This window comes from Aeromicrobium sp. P5_D10 (assembly GCF_054049535.1).
Genome location: NZ_JBFUME010000011.1, coordinates 58,490 through 74,025, shown reverse-complemented (window position 1 = coordinate 74,025; position 15,536 = coordinate 58,490). Strand labels below are relative to the sequence as shown.

At 64.2% G+C, this 15,536-nt stretch carries 15 protein-coding genes; 3 read left to right on the top strand and 12 right to left on the bottom strand.

The window, feature by feature from the left end; genetic code table 11:
- Positions 1–104: 104 nt before the first annotated feature.
- Both ACXJKC_RS18730 and ACXJKC_RS18725 read left to right on the top strand, forming a co-directional pair.
- Positions 105–704 carry a LysM peptidoglycan-binding domain-containing protein gene (locus ACXJKC_RS18730; protein ID WP_456698264.1) on the top strand — a complete coding sequence of 200 codons (600 nt, stop codon included), beginning with the start codon at positions 105–107 and terminating at the stop codon, positions 702–704.
- Positions 701–1,183, top strand: a complete 483-nt coding sequence (locus tag ACXJKC_RS18725) for an Rv3235 family protein (protein WP_456698263.1) — start codon at positions 701–703, stop codon at positions 1,181–1,183. The genes ACXJKC_RS18730 and ACXJKC_RS18725 overlap by 4 nt, the downstream gene beginning before the upstream one ends.
- A gap of 11 nt (positions 1,184–1,194) precedes the next feature.
- On the opposite strand, the gene secA is transcribed toward ACXJKC_RS18725, so the two are convergent.
- The 12 genes from secA to ACXJKC_RS18665 all read right to left on the bottom strand — a co-directional run bounded on the left by secA (position 1,195) and on the right by ACXJKC_RS18665 (position 14,722).
- The gene (secA, locus tag ACXJKC_RS18720; RefSeq protein ID WP_456698262.1) at positions 1,195–3,927 is read right to left on the bottom strand and encodes a preprotein translocase subunit SecA; all 2,733 of its coding nucleotides are present in this window, start codon (positions 3,925–3,927) and stop codon (positions 1,195–1,197) included.
- 63 nt (positions 3,928–3,990) lie between these two features.
- Positions 3,991–5,223: a winged helix-turn-helix domain-containing protein gene (locus tag ACXJKC_RS18715; RefSeq protein WP_456698261.1), complete on the bottom strand. Its 1,233-nt coding sequence runs from the start codon at positions 5,221–5,223 to the stop codon at positions 3,991–3,993.
- Positions 5,220–5,882, bottom strand: a complete 663-nt coding sequence (locus tag ACXJKC_RS18710) for a response regulator (protein ID WP_456698260.1) — start codon at positions 5,880–5,882, stop codon at positions 5,220–5,222. Before ACXJKC_RS18710 ends, ACXJKC_RS18715 begins: the two co-directional genes overlap by 4 nt.
- A gap of 42 nt (positions 5,883–5,924) precedes the next feature.
- A complete protein-coding gene (hpf, locus tag ACXJKC_RS18705) occupies positions 5,925–6,551 on the bottom strand; it encodes a ribosome hibernation-promoting factor, HPF/YfiA family (RefSeq protein ID WP_456698259.1) in 627 nt (208 codons plus the stop codon).
- A 105-nt stretch (positions 6,552–6,656) separates the two neighbouring features.
- Positions 6,657–7,328: a ComF family protein gene (locus ACXJKC_RS18700; RefSeq protein ID WP_456698258.1), complete on the bottom strand. Its 672-nt coding sequence runs from the start codon at positions 7,326–7,328 to the stop codon at positions 6,657–6,659.
- 57 nt (positions 7,329–7,385) lie between these two features.
- Positions 7,386–9,134: an LpqB family beta-propeller domain-containing protein gene (locus tag ACXJKC_RS18695; RefSeq protein ID WP_456698257.1), complete on the bottom strand. Its 1,749-nt coding sequence runs from the start codon at positions 9,132–9,134 to the stop codon at positions 7,386–7,388.
- Entirely contained in the window at positions 9,131–10,660 is a 1,530-nt protein-coding gene (gene mtrB / locus ACXJKC_RS18690; RefSeq protein WP_456698256.1) for an MtrAB system histidine kinase MtrB, read from the bottom strand. The genes ACXJKC_RS18695 and mtrB overlap by 4 nt, the downstream gene beginning before the upstream one ends.
- Positions 10,661–10,667: 7 nt before the next feature.
- Positions 10,668–11,291 (bottom strand): MtrAB system response regulator MtrA, encoded by a 624-nt coding sequence (mtrA, locus tag ACXJKC_RS18685; protein WP_456698255.1) that lies wholly within the window; start codon positions 11,289–11,291, stop codon positions 10,668–10,670.
- A gap of 16 nt (positions 11,292–11,307) precedes the next feature.
- On the bottom strand, positions 11,308–12,735 hold the full coding sequence (gene ahcY / locus ACXJKC_RS18680) for an adenosylhomocysteinase (protein WP_456698254.1): 1,428 nt from the start codon (positions 12,733–12,735) through the stop codon (positions 11,308–11,310).
- Positions 12,736–12,827: 92 nt separating this feature from the next.
- The gene (locus ACXJKC_RS18675; RefSeq protein WP_456698253.1) at positions 12,828–12,998 is read right to left on the bottom strand and encodes a Trm112 family protein; all 171 of its coding nucleotides are present in this window, start codon (positions 12,996–12,998) and stop codon (positions 12,828–12,830) included.
- A 21-nt stretch (positions 12,999–13,019) separates the two neighbouring features.
- Positions 13,020–14,396, bottom strand: coding sequence for a phosphomannomutase/phosphoglucomutase (locus ACXJKC_RS18670; protein ID WP_456698252.1), 1,377 nt, complete (start codon positions 14,394–14,396; stop codon positions 13,020–13,022).
- Complete coding sequence (locus tag ACXJKC_RS18665; RefSeq protein ID WP_456698251.1) at positions 14,393–14,722, bottom strand: DUF3499 domain-containing protein; 330 nt, start codon at positions 14,720–14,722, stop codon at positions 14,393–14,395. Before ACXJKC_RS18665 ends, ACXJKC_RS18670 begins: the two co-directional genes overlap by 4 nt.
- A gap of 48 nt (positions 14,723–14,770) precedes the next feature.
- Here ACXJKC_RS18665 and ACXJKC_RS18660 point away from each other — a divergent pair, with 48 nt between their 5' ends.
- Positions 14,771–15,217 carry a metallopeptidase family protein gene (locus ACXJKC_RS18660; RefSeq protein WP_456698250.1) on the top strand — a complete coding sequence of 149 codons (447 nt, stop codon included), beginning with the start codon at positions 14,771–14,773 and terminating at the stop codon, positions 15,215–15,217.
- Positions 15,218–15,536 lie beyond the last annotated feature (319 nt).

Genomic DNA, 15,536 nt, shown 5'->3' with positions numbered 1-15,536 from the left:
GAGCCACGACAGTGTCCCCAGGCACCTGATCACGTGGTTGACAGAGCATCTTAAAAGGACTTTGGTGTATTCAAACGTTATTAAACGTCATCAAAGGACCTGGAATGAGTCTATCGAAGAGCGGTTGGGGGGTCACGGCGCTGGCAGTTGTCAGTGCCTGGCTGCTCGCACCTCAGGCCGCGACATCCCTGGAGGCCGTGGACGGCCCCTCCTTTCCCGACGCGCTGCTGGCGCTGGCGACTCTGCTCCAACTGGCGCTCTCCATGTGGGTGTTGCTGGCCGTCACTCTGGCGCTCCTCGGAAGTTCGTCTCACCTCGTCCGACTGACTACCCCGCGCCTCCTACGGCACGCCCTCTTCGCGGGGGCCGCCGGGGCCATTGCCGTCACGCCGGCCTACGCCGATCCGCATTTAGGACCGCACGAGGCGCCTCAGCACTCGCTGTCCGGGATGAAACTGCCTGATCGACCCAGCAGCGCGGCGACACCGGACCTCGTCCACACGCGTTTCAGCATCATCGTCCGACCCGGCGACACGCTGTGGGCCATCGCGGCCCGTTCCTTGCCCCCGAGCGCGTCGGCGGCCGACATCGCCGCGGCAACGAGCCGGTGGCACGACGCGAATCGCGCCGTGATCGGCGTCGATCCCCACCTGATCTTCCCCGGCCAACAGCTCACTCCACCGCTTGGGAAGGATCGTCGATGAAGACCGCGACCGCGTTGATCGCACCCGCCCACCATGTGCCGTTCGCGAGGCGCTCCGATCCCGATGCGGGGCAGATCCCGCTTCCGTTTCCAGGTATGAAGCCGGTCCTTCCTGTGCCCATCGAACGCGGCGACGCCCATGCGATCCGCGAGCGAGCGGCGCGCTTCATGCAGGCTCTTGTCGAAGTGCTCGGAGGTGTCCGTCCTGCACGGCAGATGGCGGCCTGGATGGCCCCCGACGTCTACGCGCAGCTGACAAGCAGGCTTGCGGTCCATGCCCGGGTCCCGCTGCGAGCCCGTTCCGGCAGCGGGCCGCGCATCGTCTCGGTCCATGTGGCGATGGTGCACGAGGAAGCCGCGGAGATCGCCGGACGCATGGTGCATCGCGGACGCTCGCGCGCCATCGCCGTCCGGCTCGAGCTACAGACCACGCATCGAGGCGAGAAAGTCTGGCGCTGCACCGCCCTAGCCTGGGCCTAACGAGCGCTCGCCTAACGGTTGTTCTTGCGAGACTTCCGCTGTTGCTTGGCCTTCTGGCGGGCACGGTTCTTGGCATTGGCCTGGCGGCGCGCTTCGGTCTCAGCTGGATCTTCGTCCGACAGTTCGGCATGCACTTCGGCATCGCCGTCCTCACCCGGAGACGAGTAGGTCAATGCCTGTGGCGCCGACTTCACACCCAGGCCCTTGGCCGAAAGCTGCATCGCCTCGTCGGCGTCATCATCATCTTCTTGTTCGACCTCGACGTCCAGGTTGAACAAGAAGCCGACCGACTCCTCGGCGATACCTTCCATCATGGCGTTGAACAGGTCATAGCCTTCACGCTGATACTCGACCAGCGGATCGCGCTGGGAGTACGCACGCAGACCGATGCCCTCGCGCAGATAGTCCATCTCGTAGAGGTGCTCGCGCCACTTGCGGTCGAGCACGCTGAGGACGACGCGACGTTCCAGCTCACGCACGACCTCTGCACCGAGCTCCTCCTCGCGCTTGGCGTAGGCGGCGAGCGCATCCTCGGAGATGAGTTCCTGCAGGCTGTCGCGGCTCAGACCCTCACGGCCGCCTGCTTCGGCCTCGACCTGTTCGATCGTCAGGCTGATCGGATACAGGGTGCCGAGCGCGGTCCACAGCTGCTCGAGCTCCCACTCCTCGGGGAATCCTTCGGTCGCGCCACTGACGTACGCCCGGATGACACCTTCGATGTTGGCGACAACCCAGTCGCGCATGTCCTTGCCCTCGAGCACCTCTCGACGCTCGGTGTAGATGACCGAACGCTGCGCGCTCATGACGTCGTCGTACTTCAGGATGTTCTTGCGGGAGTCGAAGTTCTGCGCCTCGACCTGCGACTGCGCCGAAGCGATCGCACCCGTGACGCGCTTGTTCTCGATCGGGACGTCGTCGGGGATCTTCATGGTCTGCAGGACCCAGTTGACCCAGTCAGCCTTGAACAGGCGCATGAGGTCATCCTCAAGCGACAGGTAGAAACGGGTCTCGCCCGGATCGCCCTGACGGCCTGAACGTCCACGCAGCTGATTGTCGATGCGACGCGACTCGTGGCGCTCGGTTCCGATGACTGCCAGGCCACCGGCTTCGGCGACGGCGATCTTCTCGGCCTTGACCTGCTCCTCCATCTGCTGGAGCGTTACGGGCCACTCGGCCTCGTATGCCTCGGAGTCCTCAAGCGGATCGAGACCCTTCTTGCGCAGCGCGGCGTCGGCGAGGAACTCGACGCTGCCGCCGAGCATGATGTCGGTGCCTCGACCGGCCATATTGGTCGCCACCGTGACGGCACCCTTGTGACCGGCCATCGCGACGATCGCGGCTTCGCGGTCGTGCTGCTTGGCGTTGAGCACCTCGTGCGGGACGCCGCGCTTCTTGAGCTGCTTGGAGAGTCGCTCGCTCTTCTCGACGCTCGTGGTGCCGACCAGGATGGGCTGACCTGAGGCGTGCCGCTCGACGATGTCATCGACGACGGCGTTGAACTTCGCCTCCTCAGTGCGGTAGACGAGATCGGGCTGGTCGACGCGCGCGATCGGCCGGTTGGTCGGGATCGGGACGACGCCGAGCTTGTAGATCTTGTCGAACTCCGACGCCTCGGTCAGGGCGGTTCCGGTCATGCCGCTGAGCGTGTCGTAGAGACGGAAGTAGTTCTGCAGCGTGATCGTGGCAAGGGTCTGGTACTCCTCGCGGATGCGTACGCCCTCCTTGGCCTCGATCGCCTGGTGCAGGCCCTCGTTGTAACGACGACCGTCGAGGATTCGTCCGGTGTGCTCGTCGACGATCAGGACTTCGCCTTCGATGACGACATAGTCCTTGTCGTTCTTGAACAGCTCCTTGGCCTTGATCGCGTTGTTGAGGAAGCTGATCAGCGGCGTGTTGACCGCGTCATAGAGATTGTCGATCCCAAGCTGGTCCTCGACCTTGTCGATACCCTGCTCGGTCACCGAGATCGTGCGCTTCTTCTCGTCGACCTCATAGTGCTCGTCGACCTTCATGGCTCCGACAATCTTGGCGAACTCGCCGTACCACTTGACTTCGTCCTCGGTGGGGCCCGAAATGATCAACGGCGTACGGGCCTCGTCGATCAGGATCGAGTCGACCTCGTCGACCACGGCGAAGTTGTGACCGCGCTGCACGCACTCGGCGATGTCGTCGGCCATGTTGTCGCGCAGGTAGTCAAAGCCCAGCTCGTTGTTGGTCGCATACGTGATGTCGGCGGCGTAGGCCTCACGGCGCTCGGCCGGAGCCATATTGGGCAGAATCATGCCGACCGTCAGACCCAGGAAGTGGTGCACTCGGCCCATCCACTCCGCGTGGTACTTGGCCAGGTAGTCGTTGACCGTGACGATGTGGACACCCTTGCCGCTCAAGGCATTCAGGTAGGCCGGCAGGGTCGACACGAGCGTCTTGCCCTCGCCGGTCTTCATCTCGGCGATATTGCCCAGGTGCAGTGCGGCGCCGCCCATGATCTGGACGTCGAAGTGACGCTGGCCGAGTACTCGGAAGGCCGCCTCGCGAACTGTCGCGAACGCTTCCGGCATGAGGTCGTCCAGACTTTCACCGTCAGCCAGCCGGCTGCGGAACTCCTCAGTCATGCCGCGGAGCTCGTCATCGCTCATCGCGTGGAACTCGTCCTCGAGGGCGTTGACCTGCCTGGAGATGGCCTCGAGTTGCTTGAGGACCTTGCCTTCGCCCATGCGAAGAATCTTGTCGATGACCTTGGGCACGAAAATGCACTCCTGAAACGGCGGGGAACTCAGCACTGTGAGGGTGGAAAACTTTGAGCTTGGTCAGTCTATGTGACGAGCAAGGGTCACCGTGAGTTCCCTGGCAAGATCACCTTTCGCAGGTGGTACGACTGCCCCAAGACTCAGCCAGTCGGCCAGAAGCCTCAGCTCATCGGCAAGCTCCTCAGCGGTGTGCGGGGGCGCATGGGACTCAGCCCACGCGCCGTGCACGACGAGCACCCCGTTCTTACGGTCGGCCTTCAGATCGACCCTGGCCACGAGCCGGTCCCCCAGCAGGAATGGCAGCACATAATAGCCGTGGATCCGCTTGTCGGCCGGAACGTAGATCTCGATCCGATAGCGGAAGTCGAACAGCTGCTCGGCTCGCGTGCGTTCGAACACCAACGGATCGAAGGGACTCAGCAGAGCCCGTGCCTCCACCTTGCGCGGCCTGACGGCGTCGCGGTGCAGGTACGCAGGTCGCTTCCATCCTTTGATCGTCGCCGGCAGCAGCTCGCCGGTTTCGACGAGTTCGCCGATCGCGGTCTTGGTCGACTCGGGGTCCATGCGGAAATAGTCGCGCAGGCATTGCGCCGTCCCGATCCCGAGCGCGGACGCCGCATGGCTGACGAGAACCCGATGCGCCTCGGCCGGGGTCAGCGGTTCGGCGTCGAGATACACGGCCGGGATGACTCGCTCGGGCAGATCGTAAACCCGCTCGAAGGCAGAGTTGCGCCGCGCGGAGGTGACGTGCCCCTTGTAGAACAGATACTCCAGCGCCTGCTTGACCTCGGACCAGTTCCAGCCCCAGTTGTCCTTCTCCCGCGGCACATCGTGTTCGATCTCGCGCGCCGTGAGCGGTCCTCTGGCGCGGACCTCCTCGAGGACCCACGCGACGAATTCGGGCTTCTCCGCGGCGATCCGCGCCATCCCGCCCCACATGCGGGCACCCGATTCCATCCGGAACTGGAATGCCTGCCACAAGGCGACGTCGACCAAGGCCGCCTCGTGCGCCCAATACTCGAACAGCCGACGTGGAGCGCGCCCGGATGCCCTATGCAGGATCTCGACGTCATATGAGCCGAGCCGCGAGAACAACGGCATGTAGTGGGCCCGTTGCAGCACGTTGACCGAGTCGATCTGGAAGAAACCGAGCCGTCGGATCACCTTGGCGACATGACGCGCGCTGACTTCGCCTTCGCGGCCAGGCCGCGGTTTGGTGAACCCTTGCGCCGCCAGTGCGATTCGTCGCGCTTGCAGCACGCTGAGCTGCTGCACCCCAGGCTGCTCGGTCACGGAACGTTGTCGACGAGCTTGCTGCGCACGGCGTACATGGCCGCCTCCATGCGCGACTTCATCTGCAGCTTCTCCAAGATATTGCGAATGTGGTTCTTGACCGTGTTCTCGCTGATGAACAATTCCTCCGCGATCTCGCGGTTACTCAGACCCCGAGCGACATGCCGCAGCACACCGAGCTCACGGGGCGTGAGATTCGTCGTCGGAGCAGGACTCTTCGACATGTGCACGAACTCATCGAGGAGCTTGGTGGCCATGCTGGGACTGATCAAGGACTGGCCCGACGAGACCAGGCGCACCGCTTCGGCGACCTGTTCGTACGTCGAGCCGTCCTTGAGCAGATATCCCGAAGCCCCACTACGAATCGACTCGTAGAGATCGGACTCATCATCGCTGGCAGTCAGCATGATGATGCCCGTGGTCGGCGAGATCTGTTTGATCGCCGCACACACTTCGACCCCGCTACGTCCGGGCATCCGCACGTCGAGCAGGACGATGTCGAAGGGATTCTCCGCGACCAGCTCGAGAGCCTTGTCGCCGTCGTCGACCTCCTCGAGTTCGAGAGCGTCATCGGCGCCGAGGACCATCTTGACGCCACGCCTGAACAGCTCTTGATCGTCGACCAAGAGCACGCGGATGCTATCGCCCGAAGAAGTCACTCTTGGAGTCTCCCATGAATCGGGGTCGGAAGCGCGACAGGCTCACTCAGTCACGTCGAGGTGAATCACGCCATAGTCGTATCCCTTGCGCAAATAGACCACGCTCGGACGCATCGAGTCCTTCTCCATGAACAGATAGAAGTCATGGCCGACCAGTTCCATTTCGTACATGGCTTGGTCGAGCGTCATGGGGGTGGCCTGGTGAGTCTTCTCCCGGACGACGAGCGGGCAATCACCCTGCACTTCGATGGGTCCGGCCATCGTGACCGGAACGTCATCGGTCGGGCCGTCGAGAATCGCATCGTCGGACGGAACCACGGCGGTGGCCTGGGCGACTGAGCGCGGGGTCTTGTCGCCGTGGTGGATGCGCTTGCGATCAACGGCCCGGCGCAGACGTGACTCCAGCTTGTCGATCGCGGAGTCGAGCGCGGAATGCTGATCGGTCGAGGTCGCCTCGGCCCTGACGGCCGGACCTCGTGAACGCAAAGTCATCTCGACCTTCGCGGCGGTGTCGTGCTGGCGTGGATTCTTCTCGTGAGTGACTTCGACTTCTACTCGGGTGATCTTCTGCCGAGAGTCGTACTTCTCGAGGCGGAGGAGCTTTTCCTCGACCCGGCCTCGAAAGGTCTCGGAGATCTCGCTGTTGCGACCGTTGACGACAATTTCCATGGGAACTCCCTTGTCTCGGTGTCACGCTGAAGAGCAGCGCCTGCTTCATGCCATACCTGTGACGTTAGACCGCCCAGATGCGAATAACCAGTGCAGCGCGCAAGTTCATCGGGGACCCTTGGAATGCCAGGGTGTCGCGGCGACGACCGCCGAGCCGATCGGCCGGTGCCCCACCTCGATGAGTGCGCGGACCGCCTCCGCAAGGGTCGCTCCGGTCGTCGAGATGTCATCCACCACGACGATGTCGCGTCCGGCCGGGACCGCATTCGACCTGGCCCGGAAGGCCCCTGCCACATTGGCCTGGCGGTCACGAGCGTCGAGTCCAGCTTGGTCGCGGGTCGTCCGGGCGAACGTCAGGACGGCTGCCACCTCTACGTCGGCGCCGGTGCGTCTGAGCAGCCGTGCTGCCGCTCGCGCCAGATCTTCGACCAGATCGCCGCCGCGCCTTCTCCGACCGTGCCGCGAGGTCGGGACGGCGACCAGTGTCAGTTGCTGTCCGGGGCGCAGATGAGGCGCCACAGCGGTTGCCAGGTGATGGCTGAGCACGCCAGTCAACCGAGTCGCTCCGCCCTCCTTCCAGGCGATCAGGACCCGGCGCATGACACCGTCGTTGAGTCCGGCCGCGATGGGCGTCGACGGGACGGCCGCCCCGCCCTCGATGGGTTCGGGCCGCATCTTCTCCCCGCACGCACGGCACAACAGCAATGCCGGGCCGTGGCATCCCGCGCACCGTGCGCCCAGCAGCAGATCGGCCAGCGGCGCCACGAGATCTCGCATGCGATCAGCTTGATCGAAACCTACGGTCCCGTGGTCCCACGCCCCCGGGCTGTGGATTCAGCTTCCGTGCGACAGGGCTGTGACTTCAGGAGTCTCGATGAGACGCCACGGTGCCTCACCCGATCGGAACCACAATCTGCCCTTGGCATCGGCCGCGTACTGGTCGGACATGTCGCCGACACCGACGACCAGCGATTCGATCCCTACGTCGGGCAGCACCGCCGATCCGCGATCGAGTTCGCCCGTAGAGTCGGACCCGTCGATCGCGACATGAGTGACCTGTGCGCCGACCCGCCCGTCCGCGAGGAAGTCGAGCTCGGTGCTCGAACCCCAGGAGACCGCCCGCGGATCCTTCGCAGTGGTCAAAACCTTCCGCGCCGCAGACAAACCCCGGATCCGGTCGTCAGCGTCGCGCAGCACCATCCCTACCCGGACCTCGCGAGACGATCCGTTACGGACTCCCACGACGTACCTCGTGCCATCTGGTGAGACCGAGAAGCTCTCGACGTCCAGATCGTCCAGCGTCGTCGTCTTGACCGCCCTCAGATTGCCGACCCGCCCGACTCTGACCCGCGTACGTGACGCCATGGCGTCGACGAGCCACAACTGTCCGTCCAGATCCCAGTGCGGCGTGATGAACTCGCTGCCGAAGACCTGATTCGATCCGCTGCCGTCGGGTTTGGTGATCCGCGCCTCGCGGCGTCCCGGCAGAACTGCGGCAACACCTGACTCCGAGACGGCCACGGATTCGGCGTTGCGGGCGTTTTTACCCCAAGCCCCGTCGAGCGGGATGATATCGCCCTCGTCGATCGTGACGACCCGATTGCCGATCACGGCATGGGCTTTGCCGGGCAGGACCCGGGGTCCGAAGCCGCCCCACGAACTGACCGGCTGGATCGCGCGACGCGCATCGAGCAACGACGCGGTGTCGGCCAAAATCTGCACTGAATCGATCGAGGGCACCTGCCGCAGGGTCCAGACCAACTGGGCCGACATCCGGTCGCTGGCGGTTCCGCCCATGCCGGCCAGGTCGGCAGTGAACTCCACCTCCGCCACCCCATCACGGGAGACCGGCACAGACGGACGCAGCTCTGGCAGGGGCGGCACGTACGTGCGCGTCGAAGTGCCCAGCCGCGCCGCAGGTCCGCGCACCAGACTCGTGACCAGGCTGGTCGCCAGCTGATCGCCCACGACCAGATGCACTGGATCTGGCACGAGTCGGCGACCCGGATGATCGAAGAAGTACAGATTGAACGGTCGAAGATAGTCGCTGAAGAACTTGGCGTTGACCATCAGGCCCGGAGGGGGGTTCACAATCCGCCACTGCCCCTCCGACCGCTGCAGCGTGTACGTCACGGATTCCGACGTGCCGCGCGGCGTGTAGTGGCCCTGGCTGTCGAGTTCTGCCTCGAGGATCAACCCGAGGCGCACGTCGACGGTCGCCTTGCTGCCACTCTGGGCATCGCCAAGGGCTTTGGACGATGGAACCCTTCCGGCGACATTGGGAACCGAATACACGCTGATACCGGCTGCCGGGTTCCATTTCGACGCTGCCTGCGGCGTCAGGAACGCCGACGCCGTGCGCGTCGAGGCAGGGTAGGCGAGCATCGCGTCGAGGAAGCCCCGGACGATCTGCTCGGGCGTTCCATCCTCGAGCGGACCGGTCGGTGAGTAGCGGACCGTGCTGCCGCCGAGTCCCGCATCGTCCTCCACTTTCGTGACCGGGCCGGACGACGGGATGCCGGCGCAGGCCGACACCGCGAGGACGGCCAACACCGCCGCCCAGCGGAACCGGCGGGCACTCATGCGTACACCGATCGCAGAGCCGGGTTCTTGGCCGAACCCTCGGGCTTGGGAATCGTCAGGATAAATTCGGTTCCCACACCCGGCCGGCCCCACGCCTCCAATGTTCCCCCGTGCAATGCGGCGTCCTCGCGCGAGATCGGCAGGCCGAGACCTGTGCCGCCCTGAGCGCGTGCCGGGTCGGCTCGCCAGAAGCGGTCGAAGACGCGGATGTTCTCATCGCCCGACAGCCCGACGCCGAAATCGCGGACCGCGAACGAGACACATTCGTCGTTCTGCGCCACTTCGATCTCGATGACGTCGGATTGGCTGTACTTGGCGGCATTCGCGAGCAGATTGCGCACAATGCGGTGGATCCGGCGGATATCGGCTTCCACGATCGCCGGACGGCTGACGCCGTGGACTCGCACCTTGATTCCCTTGCGCACGATTTCGGCATCGTCGACGGCGTCACGGGCGATCCGAGCCAGGTCGACGGTGCTGAGTTCCAGTTGCGCGGCACCCGCGTCGAAGCGGCTCAGATCGAGCAGATCCGACAGCAGGGACTCGAATCTGTCGAGTTCGCCCTTGAGTAGTTCGGCCGATCTGGCGGTCACTGGATCGAATCGCTCACGCGCGTCGAACAGCACCTCGCTGGCCATCTGCACGGTCGTCAGCGGTGTCCGTAGCTCGTGCGAGACGTCGGACACGAAACGCTGCTGGAGCCGCGACAGATTCTCCAGGCGCCGGATCTGACTCTGCAGACTGGCCGCCATCTGGTTGAACGAGTTGCTCAACCGGGCGATGTCATCCTCACCACTGACGTGCATCCGTTGTTCGAGGTGTCCGCTGGCATAGCGCTCGGCGATGCGACGAGCCATCCTGACCGGATCGAGCACTTGACGCGATACGAGCCATGCGACGGCGCCGACCATCAGCACCATCGCCACACCACCGAGCATCAGTGCACGACGCACCAGGCTCAGGGTCTCTTGCTGGTCCTGCATCGAGAACAGATAGAACAGTGCATACGTGTCTCCGCTGCCCGGGACGCGCAGTTGGCTGCCGACCACGACAGACGGGTCAACGACCGACGAACCCAGCAGAGAGAGATCCGAATAGCGCCAAAACGTTCCGGGGCCCGCTCGTACGGCCTCAGCCAGGTCATTGGGCAGTGAACCGTCTTCGATCGCCGCCGACGAACGCACCGGCACCTCACCGTCGGCGGTCACCAAAGGTCCTTCCAGGACCAGCTCGTACGTCCGCTTCGCCCCGCGCGACCTGGTCAGCGAGTCGACCATCTGGGTCAGCGTCTGCGATTGGGTTGCGGGCTCGGTCTCGACCGATGCGTCGAGCTGGGTCCGGGCATAGTCGAATCCGGATCGGGCCTCGGCCACCGCAGCGATCCGCCGGTCCTCGGCCAGGCCGCTGGCGACATCGCTCAGCAGCGCCCATCCGGTCAAGGCGATGACGAGCGAGCTCAGCAAGATCGTGCTTGTCACCACCCTGACCTGGATGGAGCGGCGCCAGAACTGCGCGATGGCCCGCATCAGTGACTCACGTGGGTGGCGAGATCGCCTGATATCCGACGCCGCGCACGGTGCGAATGATCTCGGGGTCCTCCGCGTCGTCCTCGATCTTGGAGCGCAGTCGGGTCATGTGGACGTTGACGAGTTTGGTGTCGCCGGGGTGGTGATAGCCCCACACCTTCTCGAGCAACGACTCGCGGCTGAAGACCTTGGCCGGTTCGCTCAGCAGGCACGCCAGCAGGTCGAATTCGAGAGGTGTCAGTTCAAGTGGTTCGCCCTTGCGGGTCACGGTGTGGCCCGCCGGATCAAGCACGATATCGCCGAACACCAGCGCTTCCTCGATCTGATCGGATCGACGTAGGCGGGCCCGAACGCGTGCCACCAGCTCGGTGTTCTTGAACGGTTTGGTGATGTAGTCATCGGCACCGGCTTCGAGACCGGCGACGACATCAGGGGTGTCGGCCTTGGCCGTCAGCATGATGATCGGCACCGCCGACTTCTCGCGGATCTGGCGGCACACGCTCATACCGTCCAGACCAGGCAGCATCAGATCGAGCAGGACTATGTCTGGCCTGAACTGCGCGAACGTCGACATGACCGACCACCGCAGCACAAGGGTGCTGCGGTGGTCGGCGGTCTGCGTGGTGGTCATGCGGGGCACTGACGGATCAGTAGCGGTAGAGATCCGACTTGTAAGGCCCGGCAACGTCGACGCCCAGGTAGGCGGCTTGTTCCTTGCTGAGCTCGGTCAGCTCGACGCCGAGGGCGTCGAGGTGCAGACGAGCGACCTCTTCGTCGAGGTGCTTGGGCAGGACGTGCACGCCCAGCTCGTACTGGCTGGCTTTGCTGTAGAGCTCGATCTGCGCCAACACCTGGTTGGTGAAGGAGTTCGACATCACGAACGACGGGTGACCCGTCGCGTTGCCGAGGTTGAGCAGACGTCCTTCGGACAGCACGATGATCTTCTTGCCGTCGGGGAAGATCCACTGGTGGACCTGCGGCTTGATCTCGTCCTTCACGATGCCCGGGATCTTGGCCAGACCGGCCATGTTGATCTCGTTGTCGAAGTGGCCGATGTTGCCGACGATCGCCTGGTGCTTCATCTTCTCGAAGTGCTCGACGCGGATGATGTCGAAGTTGCCCGTCGTCGTGATGAAGATGTCAGCCGTTTCGACGACCGACTCGAGACGCTTGACCTCGTAGCCGTCCATCGCCGCCTGCAATGCGCAGATCGGGTCGATCTCGGTGACGATCACGCGAGCACCCTGTCCGCGCAGCGACTCTGCGGAGCCCTTGCCGACGTCGCCGTAGCCACAGACGACGGCGACCTTGCCGCCGATCATGACGTCGGTGGCGCGGTTGAGGCCGTCGATCAGCGAGTGGCGGCAACCGTACTTGTTGTCGAACTTGCTCTTGGTGACCGAGTCGTTGACGTTGATCGCCGGGAACAGCAGCGTGCCGTCACGGAAACGGTCGTAGAGGCGCAGGACGCCGGTCGTGGTCTCTTCCGAGACGCCCTTGATGTCCTTGGAGATGTTGGTCCAGTGCTGCGGCTTGTTGGCGACCGAACGGGCCAGGACGCGCAGCACCTCCTTGAACTCCTCGTTGTCGGTGCTGTCCTGTGACGGCACGACGCCGGTCTTCTCGTACTCGACGCCCAGGTGCAGCAGCATCGTGATGTCGCCGCCGTCGTCGAGCAGGACGTTGGGTCCGCCTTCGGCGAAGTCGAAGACCTTCTCGGCTTCGTCCCAGTACTCGGCGAGCGTCTCACCCTTCCAGGCGAAGACAGGGGTGCCCTTCGGGTCGTCGACCGTTCCGTCGCGACCGACGACAACCGCAGCGGCGGCGTGGTCCTGCGTCGAGAAGATATTGCACGTGGCCCAGCGGACATCGGCGCCGAGATCCACGAGGGTCTCGATCAGCACGGCCGTCTGGATCGTCATGTGCAGTGAACCGGCGATACGTGCTCCGGCGAGCGGCTTGGTCTTGCCATAGCGCTCGCGCATGGCGACGAGGCCTGGCATCTCGTGCTCGGCGAGGTCGATCTCCTTGCGACCGTACTCGGCAAGCGAGAGGTCTGCGACGTTGTAATCCATGCGTGACAGCCTACCGGCGGGTACCCATTAGCACCCAACTGACTCGCAACATCGTCCCGCTATCTCGGGCCGATCGGATCCGTCTGGTTGGTTCAGCTCAATGCGCGCGCCTCGTCGACCAGCATGACCGGGATGTCGCGCCTGACCGGATAGGCCAATGCGCAGGTGTTGCACACGAGTTCACTCGCGTCGTCGTCGACGAACAACGTCGCACGGCATTGGGGGCATACGAGGATCTCGAGCAGAGCCGGGTCGAGGTTCATGGCTCCACCCTAGCGGCGGCGTCAGGTCCCGCGGATCACGGCGAGCACCTGATCGCGGATCTCGGCCATCGTCACCTCGTCGTCGCCCTCGACGTTGAGCCGCAGGAGGGGCTCGGTGTTGGACGCCCGGACGTTGAACCACCAGGTGTCCGAGGTGATCGTCAATCCGTCCATCGTGTCCTGCGGCAGTTCGGCGTATTTGCGCGCAAGCTCGGCCAGGATCGCCGGGGCGTCGTCGACCGTGCTGTTGATCTCCCCCGACGAGACGTAACGCTCGTACTGGGCCATGAGTTCGGAGACCGTGCCGGTCGTCTCGGCGAGGGCGGCCATGACGTGCAGGGCCGCGATCATGCCGGAGTCGGCCAGGAAGAAGTCTTTGAAGTAGAAGTGTCCTGAGTGCTCTCCACCGAACAGCGCACCGGTGCGGGCCATCTCGGCCTTGATCAGCGAGTGACCGACCGGGGTGCGGACCGCGGTGCCGCCGTTCTCGGTGATGATCTCCGGAACGGCCTTCGATGTGATGACGTTGTGCAGGATCGTCGCGCCCGGATTGGCCTTGAGCGCCCGGTGCGCGATCAGCGCCGTGATCGCGCTGGGCGACACGACGGCTCCCAACTCGTCGACGACGAAACAGCGATCGGCGTCGCCGTCGAATGCCAGGCCGATGTCGGCGCCGGTCTCGATGACCTTGGCCTGCAGGTCGACCAGTGTCGTGTGGTCGAGCGGATTGGCGTCGTGATGAGGGAACGTGCCGTCGAGTTCGAAGTACATCGGCGTCAGGTCGACATCGAGGTCGGCGAACACCGACGGGACCGTGTGTCCGGCCATACCGTTGCCCGCATCGGCGACGACCTTCAGGCGGCGGCCCTTCGGAATCGGCACGATCTGGTGAAGGTACTCGGCGTAGCGGCTGAGCGCATCGCGCTGCTCGATCGAGCCGGTCGGCTCGGGCAGGTCGGTGCGCTGGAGGAATTCCGTGGCTTTCTCGGCCATGGCCGAGAGTCCGGTGTCGTACCCGATCGGTCTGGCGCCGGCCCGGCACAGTTTGATGCCGTTGTACTCGGCCGGATTGTGGCTCGCCGTGATCATGGCGCCGGGAAGATCGAAGTCACCCGAAGCGAAGTAGAGCAGGTCGGTCGAGGCCAGACCGATACTGATGACATTGCCGCCGCGTGCACGTACGCCGTCTGCGAATGCCTCGACGAGTAAAGGAGAGGTGTCACGCATGTCATGGCCGATGACGGCAGTGCCGCCTCCGGGGATGCTGTCGGCGTCGATCTGCGTCTCGAGCGCGAAGGCCTCCCCCAGTGCTCGGGTCAGGGCGGGGTCGAGCTCTTCGGGCGAGCGGCCGCGCACGTCGTACGCCTTGACCACCAGCCCAAGACGGGGATCGATCACGAATCGGGCCTCACGAGTCGAAGGGATGGCGGGCCGTCTGGCACGGGTGCCGGCGGGCGACCTGCTTCACGGACTGCGTCGGCGAGCGCCAACAGATCGTCGTGCGACGGCGCGGCAGCTGCCGGATCCGGCGCCAGACGAAGGACGTTCCAGCCCTGCGGCGCCGAGGTGCGCTGGGCATGCTCGTCGCACAGGTCATAGGTGTGCGGTTCGGCGTACGTCGCCAGCGGACCGAGCACCGCCGTCTGGTCGGCGTAGACATACGTCAGTGTCGCCACTGCTGCCTGGGAGCACGCCGATCGCGTGCAGCGTCGAACTGTTGCCACGAGCCGAGGCTATCCGGGTAGCGGTGAGGTACGCGTTAGGCTCGCCATATGGATCATCTGGGTGGCATCGTGACGGGTCCTCGACCCGGTCGGATGCGCGATCGCCGTGGACGTGGACGCCGTGGCCCTATGGCATTGCCGGGGCCGCTGTCTCCTCAAAGCGTGCCGGCCCACCGGTCCCCCCGCGAGTCGTTCGACCTGCTCGTGACCGACATCCTGGCGGCGCTCGAACCGCACTTTTCTATTGAGCCCGATCAGGTCGAGATCGTCGTGGAAGAGGCTCCTCTGCTCCCTCCGGAGTGGACCGACGACGTTCCGCTTTCGATCGTCGTCACTGGTGTCGATTCGACCCGGATCCTGCTGTTCCGCATTCCGATCACCCAGCGCTGTCCGACAGCGGAGGACGTCGAGGAGCTGGTCTGGTCGGTCGTGCTCGATCGGCTTGCGGAGGTGTGGCACATGTCGCCCGATGATTTGGACCCTCGGTTGCGGTGAGTCTGAGCTTCGAACCGTCAGTACTCGTGTGGCTTCCAAGAAACCCTGCGGTGTTTGAGAGCCATACTTCCCGGTACTTCGGCAAAGCCAAGTTGGAATCTAATTCAACAACTCCATACCCACCACCACTGTACCCATCACAATCATAACTATCCCGATGTTACGAGCCGCAAGAGACGGTCTCACAAAGTTGACGGCTAGCAGTAGTAGTCCCAAAAAGATCGCGCCGATGCCATAGCTCACGTTGAAACTCAGTTCTCTCGCTCGATCAAAGTAGGTAATTCTTTACGTGCTTCGGACGTTGTCCAGCGAGAAACGC

Coding starts and splice junctions, on each gene's coding strand:
- mtrA (WP_456698255.1), bottom strand. CDS start 11,291: ATGACCACCACGCAGACCGCCGACCACCGCAGCACCCTTGTGCTGCGG.
- ACXJKC_RS18660 (WP_456698250.1), top strand. CDS start 14,771: ATGGATCATCTGGGTGGCATCGTGACGGGTCCTCGACCCGGTCGGATG.
- ACXJKC_RS18695 (WP_456698257.1), bottom strand. CDS start 9,134: ATGAGTGCCCGCCGGTTCCGCTGGGCGGCGGTGTTGGCCGTCCTCGCG.
- ACXJKC_RS18725 (WP_456698263.1), top strand. CDS start 701: ATGAAGACCGCGACCGCGTTGATCGCACCCGCCCACCATGTGCCGTTC.
- ACXJKC_RS18700 (WP_456698258.1), bottom strand. CDS start 7,328: ATGCGAGATCTCGTGGCGCCGCTGGCCGATCTGCTGCTGGGCGCACGG.
- ACXJKC_RS18675 (WP_456698253.1), bottom strand. CDS start 12,998: ATGAACCTCGACCCGGCTCTGCTCGAGATCCTCGTATGCCCCCAATGC.
- hpf (WP_456698259.1), bottom strand. CDS start 6,551: ATGGAAATTGTCGTCAACGGTCGCAACAGCGAGATCTCCGAGACCTTT.
- ACXJKC_RS18730 (WP_456698264.1), top strand. CDS start 105: ATGAGTCTATCGAAGAGCGGTTGGGGGGTCACGGCGCTGGCAGTTGTC.
- mtrB (WP_456698256.1), bottom strand. CDS start 10,660: ATGCGGGCCATCGCGCAGTTCTGGCGCCGCTCCATCCAGGTCAGGGTG.
- ahcY (WP_456698254.1), bottom strand. CDS start 12,735: ATGGATTACAACGTCGCAGACCTCTCGCTTGCCGAGTACGGTCGCAAG.